This is a genomic window from Roseomonas acroporae, assembly GCF_023223525.1.
GTDB lineage: Bacteria > Pseudomonadota > Alphaproteobacteria > Acetobacterales > Acetobacteraceae > Roseomonas_E > Roseomonas_E acroporae.
This window is the reverse complement of sequence record NZ_JALPRX010000006.1, coordinates 107,748-124,215: the sequence shown is the minus strand read 5'-3', so window position 1 is coordinate 124,215 and position 16,468 is coordinate 107,748. Positions and strand designations below refer to the sequence as shown.

At 74.7% G+C, this 16,468-nt stretch carries 12 protein-coding genes; 4 read left to right on the top strand and 8 right to left on the bottom strand.

The window, feature by feature from the left end; all coding sequences use genetic code 11:
• Positions 1 to 71 precede the first annotated feature (71 nt).
• From M0638_RS01675 to M0638_RS01665, 3 genes are all read right to left on the bottom strand, one after another.
• On the bottom strand, positions 72 to 3,647 hold the full coding sequence (locus M0638_RS01675) for a molybdopterin cofactor-binding domain-containing protein (protein WP_248665210.1): 3,576 nt from the start codon (positions 3,645 to 3,647) through the stop codon (positions 72 to 74).
• 10 nt (positions 3,648 to 3,657) lie between these two features.
• Positions 3,658 to 4,146 (bottom strand): (2Fe-2S)-binding protein, encoded by a 489-nt coding sequence (locus M0638_RS01670; protein ID WP_408902704.1) that lies wholly within the window; start codon positions 4,144 to 4,146, stop codon positions 3,658 to 3,660.
• Between the two features lie 253 nt (positions 4,147 to 4,399).
• Positions 4,400 to 5,413: a 1-aminocyclopropane-1-carboxylate deaminase gene (locus M0638_RS01665; RefSeq protein ID WP_248665208.1), complete on the bottom strand. Its 1,014-nt coding sequence runs from the start codon at positions 5,411 to 5,413 to the stop codon at positions 4,400 to 4,402.
• 160 nt (positions 5,414 to 5,573) lie between these two features.
• On the opposite strand from M0638_RS01665, the gene M0638_RS01660 reads away from it, so the two are divergent.
• From M0638_RS01660 to M0638_RS01650, 3 genes are all read left to right on the top strand, one after another.
• Entirely contained in the window at positions 5,574 to 6,053 is a 480-nt protein-coding gene (locus M0638_RS01660; protein WP_248665207.1) for an Lrp/AsnC family transcriptional regulator, read from the top strand.
• Between the two features lie 215 nt (positions 6,054 to 6,268).
• The gene (locus M0638_RS01655; RefSeq protein WP_248665206.1) at positions 6,269 to 7,705 is read left to right on the top strand and encodes a replication-associated recombination protein A; all 1,437 of its coding nucleotides are present in this window, start codon (positions 6,269 to 6,271) and stop codon (positions 7,703 to 7,705) included.
• Between the two features lie 17 nt (positions 7,706 to 7,722).
• Positions 7,723 to 8,352: a hypothetical protein gene (locus tag M0638_RS01650; RefSeq protein WP_248665205.1), complete on the top strand. Its 630-nt coding sequence runs from the start codon at positions 7,723 to 7,725 to the stop codon at positions 8,350 to 8,352.
• A 28-nt stretch (positions 8,353 to 8,380) separates the two neighbouring features.
• On the opposite strand, the gene M0638_RS01645 is transcribed toward M0638_RS01650, so the two are convergent.
• A complete protein-coding gene (locus M0638_RS01645; protein ID WP_248665204.1) occupies positions 8,381 to 9,169 on the bottom strand; it encodes an SDR family NAD(P)-dependent oxidoreductase in 789 nt (262 codons plus the stop codon).
• Between the two features lie 121 nt (positions 9,170 to 9,290).
• Positions 9,291 to 10,463: a zinc-dependent alcohol dehydrogenase gene (locus M0638_RS01640; protein WP_248665203.1), complete on the bottom strand. Its 1,173-nt coding sequence runs from the start codon at positions 10,461 to 10,463 to the stop codon at positions 9,291 to 9,293.
• 218 nt (positions 10,464 to 10,681) lie between these two features.
• Here M0638_RS01640 and M0638_RS01635 point away from each other — a divergent pair, with 218 nt between their 5' ends.
• Positions 10,682 to 11,659 (top strand): RluA family pseudouridine synthase, encoded by a 978-nt coding sequence (locus tag M0638_RS01635; RefSeq protein WP_248665202.1) that lies wholly within the window; start codon positions 10,682 to 10,684, stop codon positions 11,657 to 11,659.
• 327 nt (positions 11,660 to 11,986) lie between these two features.
• Here the strand turns inward: M0638_RS01635 and M0638_RS01630 are convergent, their stop codons facing one another.
• The 3 genes from M0638_RS01630 to M0638_RS01620 all read right to left on the bottom strand — a co-directional run bounded on the left by M0638_RS01630 (position 11,987) and on the right by M0638_RS01620 (position 16,082).
• On the bottom strand, positions 11,987 to 13,084 hold the full coding sequence (locus M0638_RS01630) for a TRAP transporter substrate-binding protein (protein WP_248665201.1): 1,098 nt from the start codon (positions 13,082 to 13,084) through the stop codon (positions 11,987 to 11,989).
• A 263-nt stretch (positions 13,085 to 13,347) separates the two neighbouring features.
• Entirely contained in the window at positions 13,348 to 14,553 is a 1,206-nt protein-coding gene (locus tag M0638_RS01625) for a pyridoxal phosphate-dependent aminotransferase (RefSeq protein ID WP_248665200.1), read from the bottom strand.
• Positions 14,554 to 14,579: 26 nt separating this feature from the next.
• Positions 14,580 to 16,082 carry a gamma-glutamyltransferase gene (locus M0638_RS01620; protein ID WP_248665199.1) on the bottom strand — a complete coding sequence of 501 codons (1,503 nt, stop codon included), beginning with the start codon at positions 16,080 to 16,082 and terminating at the stop codon, positions 14,580 to 14,582.
• Positions 16,083 to 16,468 lie beyond the last annotated feature (386 nt).

The following is a 16,468-nucleotide window of genomic DNA, read 5'->3' as shown; positions in this document are numbered from 1 at the left end:
GGGGCGCCTCGGCGGGAGGACGACCCAGGGCGGGCAGCGCCCTCCCTCGGAAAGGCCCGGTGCCGCGGCCTTCAGCGCAGCCGCGCCGCCACCGCCTCCACCCCTTCCCAGGCCGGCCTGTCGGGCGCGAAGCGCCGCCGCAGGAAGGCCGCGAGCTCCGCCACCTGCGCGTCGCTCAGGCTGTCGCGGAAGCCCGGCATGTGGCCCAGCGCGTCCCGCGCCGGGTTCTGGATGCCGTCCAGGATGACGCGGATCAGGTTGTCCGGCCGCGCCGCGTGGATGCTGGTGTTCAGCGGCATCGAGACATGCGCGCCGAGCACCGCCGGGCCGTTGCCGTCATGGTGGCAGGCGCCGCAGGCGCCCTGGAAGAGACGCGCGCCCGGCGAGGCGTCGCCGCCCAGGTCGCGCCAGGCGGCGGCTTCCACCTCGCGCGCGCGCAGCGCCGCGGCGGCGGGGTCGGGGGCGCCGCCCAGCGAGGCGAGGTAGTGCGCCATGGCGCGGATGTCGGCGTCGGGCAGTTGCGTCAGCTCCGCCACCACCGGCGCCATCGGCCCGGCGGCGACGCCGTGCTCGGGCGAGTGGCCGGTGCGCAGGTAGTCGAACAGCGACCGCTCGGTCCAGGGCACGGGCGCGGCCGCCAGCGTGCCGAAGGCCGGCGCGTCCCACCCTTCCGCCTCGCCGCCGGCGAGGTAGGCACCGCGCCGCTCGGCGCCCAGCGCGTTGCGCGGCGTGTGGCAGGCGCCGCAATGGCCGAGCGCGTTGACGAGGTAGTTGCCGCGGTTCCACTCGGCGGAGCGCGACGGGTCCGGCTCCTGGGCGCCCGGGCGATGGAAGAGAAGGTTCCAGCCGGCCAGCAGCGGTCGGATGCCGTAGGGGAAGGCGAGCTTCGTCTCCGGCGGCACGTTGCGCACGGCGGGGCGCGACATGAGGTAGGCGTAGAGGGCCAGCAGGTCCGCGTCCGTCATGCGCGTGAAGGACGTGTAGGGAAAGGCCGGGTAGAGGTTGCGGCCGTCGCGCGAGATGCCCTCGCGCATGGCGCGCTGGAAGGCGGCGAAGGACCAAGCGCCGATGCCGGTCTCCACGTCCGGCGTCAGGTTGGTGCCGAACACCGTGCCGAAGGGGGTTTCCAGCGCATGGCCGCCGGCATAGGCCACGCCGCCCGGCGCGGTGTGGCAGACGGCGCAGTCGCCGGCCGCGGCGAGCAGCCGGCCGCGCTCGATCAGCGTGGCCGAATAGACGTCCGGCCCGGGCGGCGCGGCCGGCGGGATGGCGGCGTGCAGGCCGAGCAGCCCGGCGCCGGCCGTCGCCAGCGCCGTGCCGATCCCGGCCAGCGCGCCGAGCCAGCGGCGGCGCCTCGGCGGGGCGGGCGGCGTGGGGGCGGCGTCGTCCAGCCCCGCCAGGATCACGTCGGCGGTGAAGGGCGGGCTGCGGAAGCGCACGCCGGTCGCGTCGTAGATCGCGTTGGCGATGGCGGCGGCGCCGGGCACGGAGGCGGATTCGCCGCCGCCCAGCGGCGGCTCCGACTGGCGCGGCATCAGCAGCACGTCGATCTCGGGGACCTCGCGGAAGGTCATGATCGGGTAGCCGCCCCATTCGCGGCTGCTGACCAGGGAGCGCTCGTCGAAGGTCACGCGCTCCTTCAGCGCGCGGCTGGTGGCCTGGACGACGTTGCCGTGGACCTGGTGCCGCACCCCGGCCGGGTTGATCATCTGGCCGGTGTCCTGGCCGACCGTGATGCGGCCGACCGTGACCTCGCCGGTGCGCCGGTTCACCTCCACCTCGGCCACCCAGGCCGCCCAGGCGGCGCCGAAGCCGGGGAACTTGCTGTGGACGTAGAGCGCGTAGGCGAAGCCCTGGCCGCGCAGGATGTCGCCCTCGCCACGCAGCCGGGCGCCGGTGCGCGGCTCCCACTTCGCGCGCTCGGCCACGGCGCGGACGAGGTCGGCGGCGCGCCGGTCCGGCAGGTGGCGCAGGCGGAATTCCACCGGGTCGGCGCCGGCCTCGACCGCCAGCTCGTCGATGAAGCATTCGTGCGCGAAGCTGTTGGGCAGGGCCGAGACGCCGCGCAGCCAGGCGGCGCGCACCAGCGGCGGCATGTCCTCGCACACCACGCGCATCGCCTTGTAGTCGTAGGGCGGGATGGCGGTGCGGTCGCCCATCTGCACCGTGGCGGGCACCGGCGGCACCACGCCGGTCAGCAGCAGCGGCAGCATCGGCGCGAGGTTGGAAGGGTAGCGCACGGTGAAGTCGTAGGCGGCGAGCCCGCCTTCGGCATCGAGGCCGCCGGCCACGTCGCAGAGCTGCGCGGCGCCCTTCGGCTCCCAGGCATGCTCCTGCTCGCGGGTGAGCTGCACGCGCACCGGCCGGCCGACGGCGCGCGAGAGCAGCGCCGCATCGCCGGAGACGTCGTCGGCGCAGTTGCGGCCGTAGCAGCCGGCCGCCTCCAGCCGCACCACCTCCACCTCGTGCTCGCCCATGCCGAGCAGCCGCGCGAGATCGCCGCGCAGCACGTGCGGGTTCTGCGTGCCGGACCAGACGACGAGCCGCCCCGGCGCGTGGTCCGCTACCGCGCAGGAGGGGCCGATCGAGGCGTGCATCTGGTAGGGCCAGGCGTAGCTGCGCCGCAGGGACTTCGCGGCGCCGGCCAGGGCCTGGTCCACGTCGCCCGTATCGGCCAGCACCCGGCGCGTCGAGGGGTTCAGGCGCAGCGCGCGGTCGATGTCGCGCAGGTCCACGGTGGGCGCGAAGGGCTTCCATTCGACGCGCAGCGCCCGCATGGCGCGGTCCGCGTTCTCCTCGCGCGTCGCCACCACGCCGACGAAGTCGCCGATGGTGACGACGGCGACGAGGCCGTCGATGTGCGCCACCGAGGATTCGTCCACCGAGAGCAGCGAGCGGCCGACGAAGTCGCCGCCGTCATGGCCGAGATAGGGCGGCCGCACCACGCGCCCGTGCAGCATGCCCGGCACGCGCAGGTCGTGGACATAGGAGAAGGCGCCGGTGGCCTTGGCCGGGATGTCGACGCGCGGCACGGGCTGGCCGACCACGCGGTACGCGGCCACCGGCTTCAGCGGCGCCGCGCCGTCCAGCTCGGCGCGCAGCGCGCGGCCGTGCAGCAGGGCGGCGTAGTCGATGCGCCGCGCGGGATCCTCGGCGACGCGCACCGTGCCGTCCTCGACGGCGAGCGCCTCGACGGGCGCGCCGAGCCGCGCGGCGGCCTCGCCCAGCAGCAGCCAGCGCGCCTGCGCGGCGGCGCGGCGCAGCGGCTCGGCGGTGATCTGGATGGTCTCGCTGGCGATGGTGGCGCCCTGGTTGGGCGCGCGCTCCGTGTCGCCCAGCACCATGGTCACGCGGTCGAGGGCGACGTCCAGCTCCTCGGCCACGATCTGGGCGAGGGCGGTGCGGATGCCGGTGCCGAGATCGACATGGCCGTTGAAGCCGAGCACCGAGCCGTCGTCGAGCACGGCGACGTAGATGTCGGGCTCGCCGTCGCGGTTGGAGCCGGCGGTGGCGGAACTGGTGGGCGGTTCGGCGGCTCCGGCGGGGGGCGGCGGCGCGTGCGGGTCGGGGGCGGCGGCGGAGCGGGTGATGAGCAGCGTGCCGGGCCGCTCCAGCAATCCCTGGCGGGTGGGCGGGGATTCGGTCATGGGCGGTTCCTCAGCCGCGCTCGTCGGCGGCGCGGCGGGCGGCGCGCAGGATCTCGACATGCGTGCCGCAGCGGCAGAGGTTGTGCGACAGGGCGGCGCGTATCTGCGCCTCGTCGGGGCGCGGATGGCGCCGCAGCAGCGCCTCGGTGGCCATGATCATGCCGTTGAGGCAGTAGCCGCACTGCGCCGCCTGCTCGGCGATGAAGGCGCGCTGCACCGGGCCGGGCGCGCCCTGCGCGGTGCCGTCCGCGGTCAGCCCTTCCAGCGTGGTGACCTCGCGCCCCTCGCAGGCGCCGACGGGGATGGAGCAGGAGCGCGCGGCGGCGCCGTCCAGCAGCACGGTGCAGGCGCCGCACTCGCCGAGGCCGCAGCCGAATTTCGGGCCGTTCAGCGCCAGGTCGTTGCGGAGCACGTAGAGAAGGCGCGTGTCGCGCGGCACCGCGAGGCGGTGCGCCGTGCCGTTGACCCGCAGCGTCACGGGTCCGTCTCGTTCCTGCATGCCCCTACCGATACGCGCCGCGCCGGCCGGTGGCGAGGCACCGGCGGGACCGCCATGTTGCAAGAGCCATGCCCGGCGGCGGCGGAGGCGTGTGGCGTGGCAGGATTGCCACGCGGCTAGGGGCCGGGGCGGCCGGTTGCCTCTTTCAGCGGCAATGCGTGGCAACCGCCACCGATCAGGGGGCAGTCGCGGCGTGCCGGGACGGGGTTGGCGGGGACGGGACCGGCACGCCGCGACTGCCCGCCGCACCCCGTCAGACGAAGGCGTTGTGGTAGGCGTTCAGCGCCGGCGCGCCGCCGAGATGCACGTAGAGCACCCGGCTGCCCTTCGGGATCTCGCCCGACTTCGCCATGGCGATCAGCCCGGCCATCGACTTCCCCTCGTAGACCGGGTCGGTCAGCATCGCCTCCAGCGAGGCGGCGGTGCGGATCGCGGCGATGGTCGCGTCGTCCGGCAGGCCGTAGTCGGGGCCGGCGAAGCGCGGGTCGATCTCGATCTCCTCGTCGCGGATCTCGCGGTTGAGGCCGATCAGCTCGGCGGTGGCGCGGGCGATCTTGGTCACGGCCGCGCGGGTCATGGCCGCATCCGCCGCCGTGTCGATGCCGAGCAGGCGGCGGCGCCGGTCCTGCGCGCCGAAGCCCACCACCATGCCGGCCTGGGTGGAGCCGGTGCAGGTCGCCGTCACCACCGTGTCGAAGAAGAGGCCCTGTGCCGCCTCCTGCGCCGCCACCTCGTCGGCGAAGTGCGCGTAGCCGAGGCCGCCGAGCGGGTGGTCGGAGGCGCCGGCCGGGATGGCGTAGGGCCTGCCGCCCTCGCGCCGCACCTGCTCCAGCGCGCGCTCCCAGGTCTCCTTGACGGCGGTGGAGTAGCCCTCGCCCTCCAGGATCGTCTCGGCGCCCATCAGGCGGGAGAGCAGGATGTTGCCGACCTTGTCGTAGGCCGGGTCCTCCCAGCGGGTCCATTCCTCCTGCACCAGCTTGCACTTCATCCCCAGCACGGCGGCGACGGCGGCCACCTGCCGCGTGTGGTTCGACTGGATGTTGCCGATCGAGACCAGCGTGTCGCAGCCCTGGGCGATGGCGTCGGCGGCCAGCCATTCCAGCTTGCGCACCTTGTTGCCGCCGAAGGCGAGGCCGGAGGCGATGTCGTCGCGCTTGGCCCAGACCTCGACGCCGATCGCTTCGGAGAGCCGCGGCAGCGGATGGATCGGCGAAGGCCAGAAGGCGAGCTTGCGGCGGGGGAACTTGGCTTCGAGGTCGAGGGGCATGGGCGAGGCTCCGCGCGTCGTGCAGGTGGCGCGATCCTAGCCGGGGAGAGGATGGAGGTGCTTCGTATCTGGGAGCGGATTCTATACTGAATCCAGGATCTCGACCGGGAATTCCTTTTGGTTCTTCTGATTTCCGGTCACTAATCCGAAGATCCTTCGCATGACCGACGATTCCCCCGCCAACGAGCTGAACCCCCTCGACCGCCGCCTCCTCCGCGCCCTGCAGCGCGACAGCCGCATCACCAATGCCGAGCTGGCGCGCGAGGTCGGGCTCAGCCCCGCCGCCTGCTGGACCCACACGAAGCGCCTGTTCGAGCGCGGCGTGATCCGCGGCGTGCGCGCCCTGGTGGCCCCCGAGGCGGTGGGGCGCGGCACGCTGGTGCTGGTGGGGGTGGTGCTGGACCGCTCGACGCCGGAGAGCTTCGCCGCCTTCGAGGCCGCGGTGCGCGGCATGGAGCAGGTGCTGGAATGCGTGCTGGTGGCGGGCGAGGTGGACTACTTCCTGCGCATCCGCGTCCGCGACCTCGCCGCCTTCAACCGGCTGCACAGCGAGCGGATCATCGCCCTGCCCGGGGTGCGGCAGGTGCGCACCTTCTTCGTGATGAACGAGATCAAGACCGACGGGCCGCTGCCGATCTGACGGACGGGGCGGCGGCCGGCCGCCGCGCGCCGCGGGGACAGACCCGGCAGCGAGGCAGCGGCGCGCCGCTGCCGCGCTGCCGGGTCTGTCCCCGCGGCGCGCGGCGGCCGGCCGCCGCGCGCCGCGGGGGCAGACCCGGCAGCGAGGCCGCGGCGCGCCGCTGCCACCTTGCCCACCCGTCTCGCCCACCCGTCCGGCCGCCTGTATCATGCGGCATGGCCGCGCGCCGCCCGACCTCTCCCCCCGCCGATCCCTTCCCCCCCGACGACCTGTTCGGCCCGGCGGAACCCCCCGCCCCCCGTCCGGCCCCCCGTCCGGCCGACGGGCATCCGGGGCCGCGCCCGCTCGCCGACCGGCTGCGGCCGCGCACGCTGGAGGAGGTGGTGGGCCAGGACCACCTGCTCGGCCCGGCCGGCGCGCTGACCGGCATGCTGGCGCGCGGCAGCCTCGCCTCGCTGGTGCTGTGGGGGCCGCCGGGGGTGGGCAAGACCACCATCGCCCGGCTGCTGGCCGAGCGCGCGGGGCTGGTCTTCGTCTCCCTCTCGGCGGTGTTCTCCGGCGTCGCCGACCTCAAGCGCGCCTTCGACGAGGCGCGGCAGCGGCGGCGGCTGAAGCAGGGCACGCTGCTCTTCGTGGACGAGATCCACCGCTTCAACCGCGCCCAGCAGGACGGCTTCCTGCCGGTGGTGGAGGACGGCACCGTCACCCTGGTCGGCGCCACCACCGAGAATCCGAGCTTCGCGCTGAACGGCGCGCTGCTCTCGCGCTGCCAGGTGCTGGTGCTGCGCCGGCTGGACGATCCGGCGCTGGAATTGCTGCTCGCCCGCGCCGAGGAGGAGGCGGGCCGGACCCTGCCGCTCGACGAGGCCGCGCGCACCGCGCTGCGCGCCATGGCGGATGGCGACGGGCGCTACCTGCTGAACCTCGCCGAGCAATTGCTGGCGCTGCCGCCGGAACGCGCGCCGCTCGACCCGGCCGGCCTCGCCGCGCTGCTGGCGAAGCGCGCCGCGCTCTACGACAAGGACCGCGAGGAGCACTACAACCTCATCTCGGCGCTGCACAAGTCGATGCGCGGCTCCGATCCGGACGCGGCGCTGTACTGGTTCGCGCGCATGCTCACCGGCGGCGAGGACCCGCGCTACCTCGCCCGCCGGCTGACCCGCTTCGCCGCCGAGGATGTCGGCGCCGCCGACCCCACCGCCCTGCCGCTCGCCATCGCCGCCTGGGAGACCTACGAGCGCCTGGGCAGCCCGGAGGGCGAGCTGGCGCTGGCGCAGCTCGTCGTGCACCTCGCCGCGGCGCCCAAGTCGAACGCGGTCTACGTCGCCTTCAAGGCGGCGATGCGCGCGGCGAAGGAGACGGGCAGCCTGATGCCGCCCGCCCACATCCTGAACGCCCCCACCGGGCTGATGCGGGACCTCGGCTACGGCGCCGGCTACAGCTACGACCACGACGAGGAGGAAGCGTTCAGCGGCCAGAACTACTTCCCCGACGGCATGCCGCGCCCCGAATTCTACCGCCCCGCCGGGCGCGGCGCCGAGGCGGCGGTGGCCGAGCGCCTGCGCCGCTGGGCCGCGCTGCGGGCCGGGCGCGCCGCCGGGCCGGAGGAGAGGCGCGACGACGGGCCGGACCGGGACCGGGGACGCTCGTGAGGGAAACGCCACGGGCCGTGCGTGCGGGTGCCTTCCTGCTGCTCGCCCTGCCGGCCATGGCGATGGCCGCGCCGGCCCCGTCGCCCCTGCCCCACGCCCCGTCGCCCCCCTCGTCGGTCTCGGGGGGGCGCCCCGCCACCTCGGGCCGGGTCGAGCCGCGCCCGGCCGCCCGGCCCGGCGGCAGCACCGAGCTGCTGCGCCGGATCAACGCGGTGGCGACGCAGGAAAGCGTCCTGGATCAGTCGCTGCTCGCCCGCGCGCTCGACATCCGCTTCGTCCCCGCGCCGGGTGGCGGGCTGCGGGGGGAAGGCGCCTGGCTGGCCGCCTGGGGCGCCACGGTGAGCTGGGCGGCGGAACCGGGCGGCGGCGTCGGGGAATCGCTGCGCGCCCTGCTGCGCCTGCGCCTCGGCGACCGCGCCGCCTGCGTCACGCCCGAGGAGGTGGAGGCCGCGTTCGGCCGCAACTGGCGGCCACGCTGGGTCCCGGGCACGCCGCTGGGCATGCCGCGCATGGTGTTCCGCCTGCGGCAGCGTCCGCCCCTGGCGCCGGGCTTCCCGGAGCGGGTCATCACGCTGGAGGTGGCGTTCCGGCAGGGGCTGTGCGTGGGCGAGTTCGCGCTCGGCGAGAACCAGCGCCGGGACCGCTGATGCGACGGAGTCCCGGCCGGGCCTCCCCCTACGACCTGCCGCCGCCGGGCTCCGCCATGCCGCGATGCATCTCGGCGGTCATGCCGGCCGGCAGCACGTTGGCGATGGCGCTCATCATCCTGTTCTTCCAGCCGCTCACCACGTCGCCCTCGCCCTTCATCATCGCCGCGAAGCCGGTCTCGGCCACCATGGCGGGATCGTCCTTCTTCTGCGTTCCCACCTTGGTGTCCATCATGTCGGCGCGCTCGAAGAACTCGGTTTCCGTGGCGCCGGGCATCAGGCAGGTGACGGTGACGCCGCTGTCCTTCAGCTCGGCGCGCAGCGCGAAGCTGAAGCTGTCGAGGAACGCCTTGGTGCCGTTGTAGACGGCCTGGAAGGTGCCGGGCATGAAGCCGGCGATCGAGCCGGTGATCAGGATCCTCCCCTGCCCGCGCGCGCGCATGCCGCGGCCGACCTGCTGGATCAGGTAGAGCGTGCCGGTGACGTTGGTCTCCACGACGTCGCGGATCTCGCCGAAATCCTGGTCGAGGAAGGCACGCCCGAGGCCGCGGCCGGCATTGGCGAGCAGCGCGTCCACCGGCCGCCCCCGGAGCACGGCGAGGAGCCTGTCGTTGCCCTCGATGGTGGCGAGGTCGGCCTGCACGCTTTCCACCTGGGCGCCGAGGCCGCGGAATTCCGCGGCGGCCGCCTCGATCCTCGCCTCGTCGGCCGCGACGATCAGGTCGAAGCCGTTGCTGGCGCAGCATCTCGCCAGCGCGTGGCCGATGCCGGTGGAGGCGCCGGTGACGATGGCGAGGGGCTTGCCTGTGCTGGCCATGGCGGGATTCCCTGTGGCCGGCGCCATTCTGCCGGGCGCCGCGCCTCTGCCTGCGTGAACGGGGGCCGGGGAGCGCCTCCCCGACGGCTCGCGGGCGCCGGACGGGGCACCCGCGCGTCTCTCAGGGCTTCATCACCACCTTGATGCAGCCGTCCTTCTTGTCGCGGAAGGTCTTGTACAGCTCCGGGCCTTCCTCGAGCGAGGCACGGTGGGTGATGACGAAGGAAGGATCGATCTCGCCCTTCTCGATGCGCTCCAGCAGCTTCGGCAGGTAGTGCTGCACGGGCGTCTGGGCCATGCGGAAGGTCAGGCCGCGGTTGATGGCCGAGCCCATCGGGATCTTGTCCACGAAGCCGCCATAGACGCCGACGATCGAGACCGTGCCGAAGTTGCGGCAGCAGTGGATGGCCTGGCGCAGCACGTGCGGCCGGTCGGTGCCCATGAAGGTCGCGCCCTTGATGCGGTCGATCACCGCGTCGAAGCCGGAGCCGGTGTCGGGCTCCGTGCCCACCGCGTCGATGCAGGCATCGGCGCCGCGGCCGCCGGTCAGCTCCTGGATGCGGTCGTAGACATCCTCGTCCCGGAAGTCGATCGTGATGGCGCCGCCCTGCTTTGCCATCGCCAGGCGCTCCGGCACCGTGTCGATCGCGATCACGCGCTCGGCGCCGAGCAGGAAGGCGGAGCGGATGGCGAACTGCCCGACCGGGCCGCAGCCCCAGATGGCGATGGTCTCCCCGCCCCTGATGTCGCAGAACTCGGCGCCCATGTAGCCGGTGGGGAAGATGTCGGAGAGGAACAGCACCTGCTCGTCGGAGAGCCCTTGCGGCACCTTGACCGGCCCGACATCGGCATAGGGCACGCGCAGGTATTCCGCCTGCCCGCCGGCGTAGCCGCCGAGCAGGTGGGAGTAGCCGAACAGCCCGGCCGGCGAGTGGCCCCACAGCTTCGCGGCCATCGCGTGGTTCGGGTTGGAACGCTCGCAGCCGGAGAAGTAGCCCTTCCTGCAGAAGAAGCATTCGCCGCAGGAGATGGTGAACGGCACCACCACGCGGTCGCCGGGCTTCAGCCTGCCCTTCGCCTCCGGCCCGACCTCGACCACCTCGCCCATGGTCTCGTGGCCGATCACGTCGCCCCGCTCCATGCTCGGGATCACGCCGTCGAAGAGGTGCAGGTCGGAACCGCAGATGGCGCAGGCCGTGACCTTGATGATCGCGTCGCGCGGATGTTCGATCCTCGGATCGGGCACGCTCTCGCACCGCATGTCACCCTTGCCGTGCCACGTCAGCGCCTTCATCCCCGCCTCCCGCATCCTGCGCCAAGCTGAACCGGCGCGACGGGCATGCCGTTCCGTCGGCCCGCCTCATAAGCGCGAGATGAGGCAACGCGTAACGTTCCGGACCGCGACGCGCCGCCGGCGGCACCGCAGCCGGCCGCCATGCGCCGGGCGCCGGACGGCTGCCGCGTTCCCCGGCCTGACCGCAGCGGCCGATTCGCGCTAGGTTGCCTTCCTCCATGACCGTCCAGCTCCGCACCACCACCGCCGACGACGCCGATCTGCGCCTCGACCGCTGGTTCCGCCGCCACTACCCGCAGCTCACCCAGGGCGCGCTGCAGAAGATGCTGCGCACCGGCCAGATCCGCGTCGATGGCAAGCGGGCCGAGACCGGCACGCGCCTCTCCCCCGGCCAGGAGATCCGCGTCCCGCCGCTGCCCGCCGGCCCCGCCCCCACCCCGGCCGCGCCCCGTCCCGTCTCCGAGGAGGACGCCCGCGCGCTGGAGGCCATGGTGCTGTACCGCGACCGCAGCGTGATCGCGCTGGACAAGCCGCCCGGCCTGCCGGTGCAGGGCGGCCCGGGCATCCGCCGCCACCTCGACGGCATGCTGGACGCGCTGCGCCTCGACGCCGAGGAGCGGCCGCGCCTCGTCCACCGGCTGGACCGCGACACCTCCGGCGTGCTGCTGCTGGCCCGCACCGCGACCGCCGCCGCCCGCCTCGCCGCCGCCTTCCGCGGCCGCGACACCACCAAGATCTACTGGGCCGTGACCGTCGGCCGCCCCACCCCGGCCGAGGGGCGGCTCGACCTGCCGCTGGTGCGCCTGACCAGCTCCGGTGGCGAGCGCACCGCCGCCGCGAAGCCCGGCGACCGCGACGCCACCAGCGCCGTGACCGACTTCCGCACGCTGGACGCGGCGCAGAAGCGCGCCGCCTGGCTGGAGCTGCGCCCCGTCACCGGCCGCACCCACCAGCTCCGCGTCCACTGCATGGAGCTGGGCTGCCCGATCCTCGGCGACGGCAAGTACGGCGGCGCGGGCGCGCACATCGAGGGGCTCTCCCCGATGCTGCACCTCCATGCCCGCTCGCTGCGCCTGCCGCACCCGGAGGGCGGCGTGCTGGAGGTGGAGGCGCCGCTGCCGCCGCACATGCACGAGACCTTCGGCTTCCTGGGCTTCGACCGGCCGCGCACGCGGGCGCCGCGACGGGTGGGGTGACGTTCGGGGCGCCGCGCCCGACGGGGAAGGTGCCATTTCCCGGCCTCTGTCCGGCCCCCCCCCCTGAAGGCGCTGCCTTCCCCGGGCCCCATCCGCCCTCCGGGAAGGCGCTGCCTTCTCCGGGCCCAATCCGGCAGGAGGGCGAGGCCCTCCCGCACCTCTCTTCGCCTGGAGCCCGACTGTTGCGGCCGTCGGGCCGTCTCTTCGAAAAAGGGGCTTCCGAGGGGGCTTCGCCCCTTGGTGGGGGAGTGCAGAGAGGGCAAGGCCCTCTCTGCCGGGGTTCGGGGCAGCGCCCCGATGCCCCCGCGCCGGCCGCCGCGCTCCCCGTCAGCGCCGCAGCCGCCTGATCTGGTAGCTGTCGAAGGCGTATTCCGCGAGCTGGAGCCAGCGATAGGACTCCGTGCGGAAATTGCTCATGTCGCGGTACAGCTCGGCATAGACCGGATCGCGCGAGTACTCCTCGTGCAGCTTCACCGTCTCGTCGTAGCAGGCATCGAGCACCGTGTTCGGGAAGGGCCGCACCTGCGCCCCCTGCGCCACCAGCCGCAGCAGCGCCGGCGGGTTCAGCGCGTCGTAGCGCGCCATGGTGAGCTGCGTCGCGGTGATCGAGGCGTTGTGGACGATGCTGCGGTAGTCGGCCGGCAGCGCCTCCCAGGCCGGCTTGTTGACGAAGAGGTGGAGGATGCCCGTCCCCTCCCACCAGCCCGGGTAGTAGTAGTACGGCGCCACCTTGTAGAGCCCGAGCTTCTCGTCGTCGTAGGGCCCGATCCACTCGGCCGCGTCGATCGTGCCGCGCTCCAGCGAGGGATAGATGTCGCCCGCCGCGATCTGCTGCGGCACCGAGCCGAGGCGCTGGAACACGTGCCCGGCGAGGCCGCCGATGCGGAACTTCAGCCCGCGCAGATCCTCGGGGCTGCGTATCTCCTTGCGGAACCAGCCGCCCATCTGCGCGCCCGTCGAGGCGAGCGGGAAGCCCAGCACGTTGTGCTTCTCGTAGAGCAGCCGGTTGAGCTTCCCGAGCCCGTCCAGCTCGTACATCCAGGCGAGCTGCTGGCGGCTGTTCAGCCCGAACAGCAGCACCGTGCCGAACATGAAGGCCGGGTCGGTGCCGATCGAGTAGGAGGAGGCGGTGAAGCAGGACTCGACCGAGCCGTTCGAGGTCGCCTCGCGCGCCTGCAGCGCCGGCACCAGCTCGCCGGGGGAGAAGACGCGGATGGTGAACTCGCCCTGAGTCGCCTCGCTGACGATGCGCGAGAAGGTGGTGGCGGCGCCGTAAAGCGTCTCCAGGTTGCGCGGGAAGCTCAGCGTCAGCCGCCACGTGACCTTGCGGTTCGCCTGCTGCGCCACGGCGGGCGCCGCGAGGCCACCGGCGGCGCCGAGCGCGGCCGGCACCGCGCCCGCCTTCAGGAAATCGCGTCTTTCCATGTTCCCCCCACAGGCGCCGCGACGTGGCGGGCCGGTCGATCCGGCCCGGGGCGGCGCGTGTTTTCGTTGCGTACCGGGGAGACTAAGCGGATGAGCCCGGGCCTGAACACCCGTTAATGGTCAGGTTATCCGGGTCCGCCCCTGCGCGGACCCGCAGGAGCCGTCGGTCCGGCGCGCGGCCGCCCCGCCGACCGCGCGCGATACCGGCCCGCACAGGCCAGGGCTTGCGCGGGCCGGCATCAGGCGGCCGATCTCGGGCGTGTCTACCGCCCCAGCCAGCGGCGCAGCCGCCCCGGCACCGCCGCGATGTCGGCCTCCGGGCCGCAATAGCTGAGGCGCAGGAACCGCCCGCCGCGCCCGCTGTCGAAATCGACGCCCGGCGTCGCGGCGATGTCGGCCTCGGCCAGCAGCCGGGCGCAGAATTCCACGCTGTCGCCGGTCAGCGCCGAAACGTCGGCCCAGAGGTAGAAGGCGCCGTCGGCCGGCGAGAGCCGGTCGAACCCGGCGGCCGGCAATTCGGCCAGCAGCAGGTCGCGGTTGCGCCGGTAGCGGGCGACGTTCGCCTCCAGCTCCGGCGCGCAGTCGAACGCCGCCTCGGCCGCCACCTGCGAGAGGTGCGGGGCGCTGATGAACAGGTTCTGCGCCAGGCACTCGACGGGGCGGCACAGCTCCTCGGGCAGCACCATCCAGCCGATGCGCCAGCCGGTCATCGAGAAGTACTTGGAGAAGCTGTTGACGACGACGGCGCTCGGGCTGGACGCGGCCGCCGTGGCCTCGGGCCGGCCGTAGGAGAGGCCGTGATAGATCTCGTCCGAGACGAGGCGCACCCCGTTGCGGTCGCACCAGCGGGCGATGTCGGCCAGCTCGTCCGGCGTCAGCATGGTGCCGGCCGGGTTGCAGGGGCTCGCCACGATCAGCCCGTCGGGGAGCGGATCGAGCCGCTCCAGCATGGCCAGAGTCGGCTGGAAGCGCGTCGCCGCGTCGCAGGGCAGCAGCACCGGCCGCATGCCGAGCGCGGTCAGGATGTTGGCGTAGGGCGGGTAGTAGGGCGCCGCCATCGCCACCCGGTCGCCGGGGTCGAAGGCCGCGAGGAAGGCGAGCGGGAAGGCCCCCGAGGCGCCGAAGGTCACGGCGATGCGGCCGGGCGGGACGTCCAGCCCGTACTTCGTGCCGTAATGCGCGGCGATGCGGGCGCGCAGCGAGGGCAGGCCGAACGCCTCGGTGTAGCCGAGCGGGGCGCCCCCCTGCAGCGCGCGGATCGCCGCCTCGGCGGCGCCGCGCGGCGCGCCGGTGCCGGGCTGGCCGACCTCCAGCCGGATCACCCGGCCGCCATCCGGGCCCGTCGTGCCCGGCGGGGTCTCGGGCGGCATGCCGGCCGCCAGCGCCGCGGCACGGGCGTTGGCGGCGGCGATCACGTCCATCACCAGGAAGGGCGGCGCCTCGGCGCCGCGGCCGATCTTCAGCACCATGCTTCGGCTCCCCCCACCCGCGGGCCTCAGCGATCCACCGCGCCCAGCGCCACGCCGGCGCCGCGCGGGTCGGTCACGGCGACGCAGGAGGACTCGCCGCCCGGCAGGTAGCGGGTGCAGGCGGCGGCCTCGACGCGGCCCGGCTCCGCCGCCCCGCGTGCCACCGCATCGGTCAGCGGCAGATTCTGGCGCGTCTGCAGCATCAGCACGCCGGCCACGGCGGCCGGCGCCGCGAGCTGGCCGGTGCCGGCCGTCGCGAAGCGGAAGGCGCGGAAATTCGGGTTGTGCTGCAGCACCGCCGCCAGCAGCGGCGGCTCCACCGCGCCGATCCCCGGCGCCGCCGCCAGCAGGAAGCCGAGGCCGGGCGCCATGCGGCCGGTGCCGAACAGGTTGTTCATCGTGAAGGCGCAGGTCACGGCCTGCCCGCCGCGGTCGAACACGGTCAGCGCCGCCGAGGCCGGCAGGGCCGGCCAGCCGCCGTTGGGCGGCAGCGAGGCCGCGTTCAGCAGCGCCTCCGGCTCGCCGCGCCGGTCGCGCCAGGCGCGCGCGGCGGCGAGGCCGCGCTCGGCGGCCTGGTCTGTCGGCAGGCCGGCCAGCAGGGCACGGAAACCCACCGCGGCGGCGAGGCCGCCATCGGCCGGGGGCGGCAGGAAGCTCGCGATGTCGCCGCCGCCCGGCCGCACCTGCAGCGGCGGCACCACGCGCGGGAGCGCGGCGCGCAGCTCGGCCATCGTCAGGCCGCCGCCGGCCAGCGCCGAGGCCTCCTCGATGCGCCGCGCCAGCGCGCCCTGGTGGAAGTCGCCGATGCCGAGGCCGGAGGTGCGCAGCGCGGCCAGCGTGGTGGCGAGGTCGCCCTGCACCAGCGCGTCGCCCTCGCCCAGCACGTTGCCGCCACGGCCGGTGAACACGGCGCGGGCACCCGGATCGGCCAGCAGCGGCTGGCGCACGGCGGCGAGGTCCGCCGCCAGCGCCCGGCTCACCGGCGTGCCGAAGCGGGCGAGCTGCTCGGCCGGGGCCATCAGCTCCTCGAAGGGGCGCCGGCCGAAGCGCGCCTGGAGCGCGTAGAGGCCGCGCGCCAGCAGCGGCACCGCCGCCGGCCGGTCGGCGCCGGCCGGCACGGCGGCGCGGCCGCCGGGCAGGAACAGCACCGCCTCGGTGAGGTTGCGGCGCGGGTCGAAGCCGAGGCAGGCGCCGCCGCCGCCGAGCCCGACGCGGGAGGGCAGCGTCACCGCCATGGTCAGCGCCGCCGCCGTGGCCGCGTCGCCGGCCGAGCCGCCCGCCGAGAGCACCTCGCGCGCCACCAGCGCCGCGCGCGGCTCGTCCGCCGCGACGCCGCCGAGGAAGCCGGTGACGTAGCCGGCCTGGCCGGGCTGCGGCCCGGTGGTCAGCGGGTTGAGGGCGTTCAGCGTCTCGCAGCCGCCGAGCAGCAGGGCGGGAAGCAGCAGCGCGAGGGCGCGGGCGCCACGCCGGCGCCCCGGCGCGGCACGGCGGGGGGCGGCCGGGCCGCCCGTCGCGTCGGACCCCTTCATGCCGGGCCTCCTCATGTCGGCCCCCCTCATGTCGGGCAGGGCGTGCCGGGCGCCATGGCCGCCGGGAATGCCGCGCGCCGCCTCCATCGAGAGCCTGACCCGCACCGTGCTCAACCCCCTGTCACGCCGAAACAGCCCGGCGCCTTTCGTGGGCCGGGGATCGCGCCATAGACGCCTTCGCTCCCACCGGCAACCCGCCGGGCCGTGGCGGAACCGCCGCAAGGCGCCGCCGGCACGGGATGCGGTCCCGTACCGCCCCACACGCCACTCGGCGCTTGCGCACTCCCCCTCACCTGCCATCCTGGGCACCTTCGCCGGCACCGGCGCCGGCACCGGGCCGGCGACACCGGCCGGGCGTCTCCGCCCTGGCCCGATCCGGCCCGCGG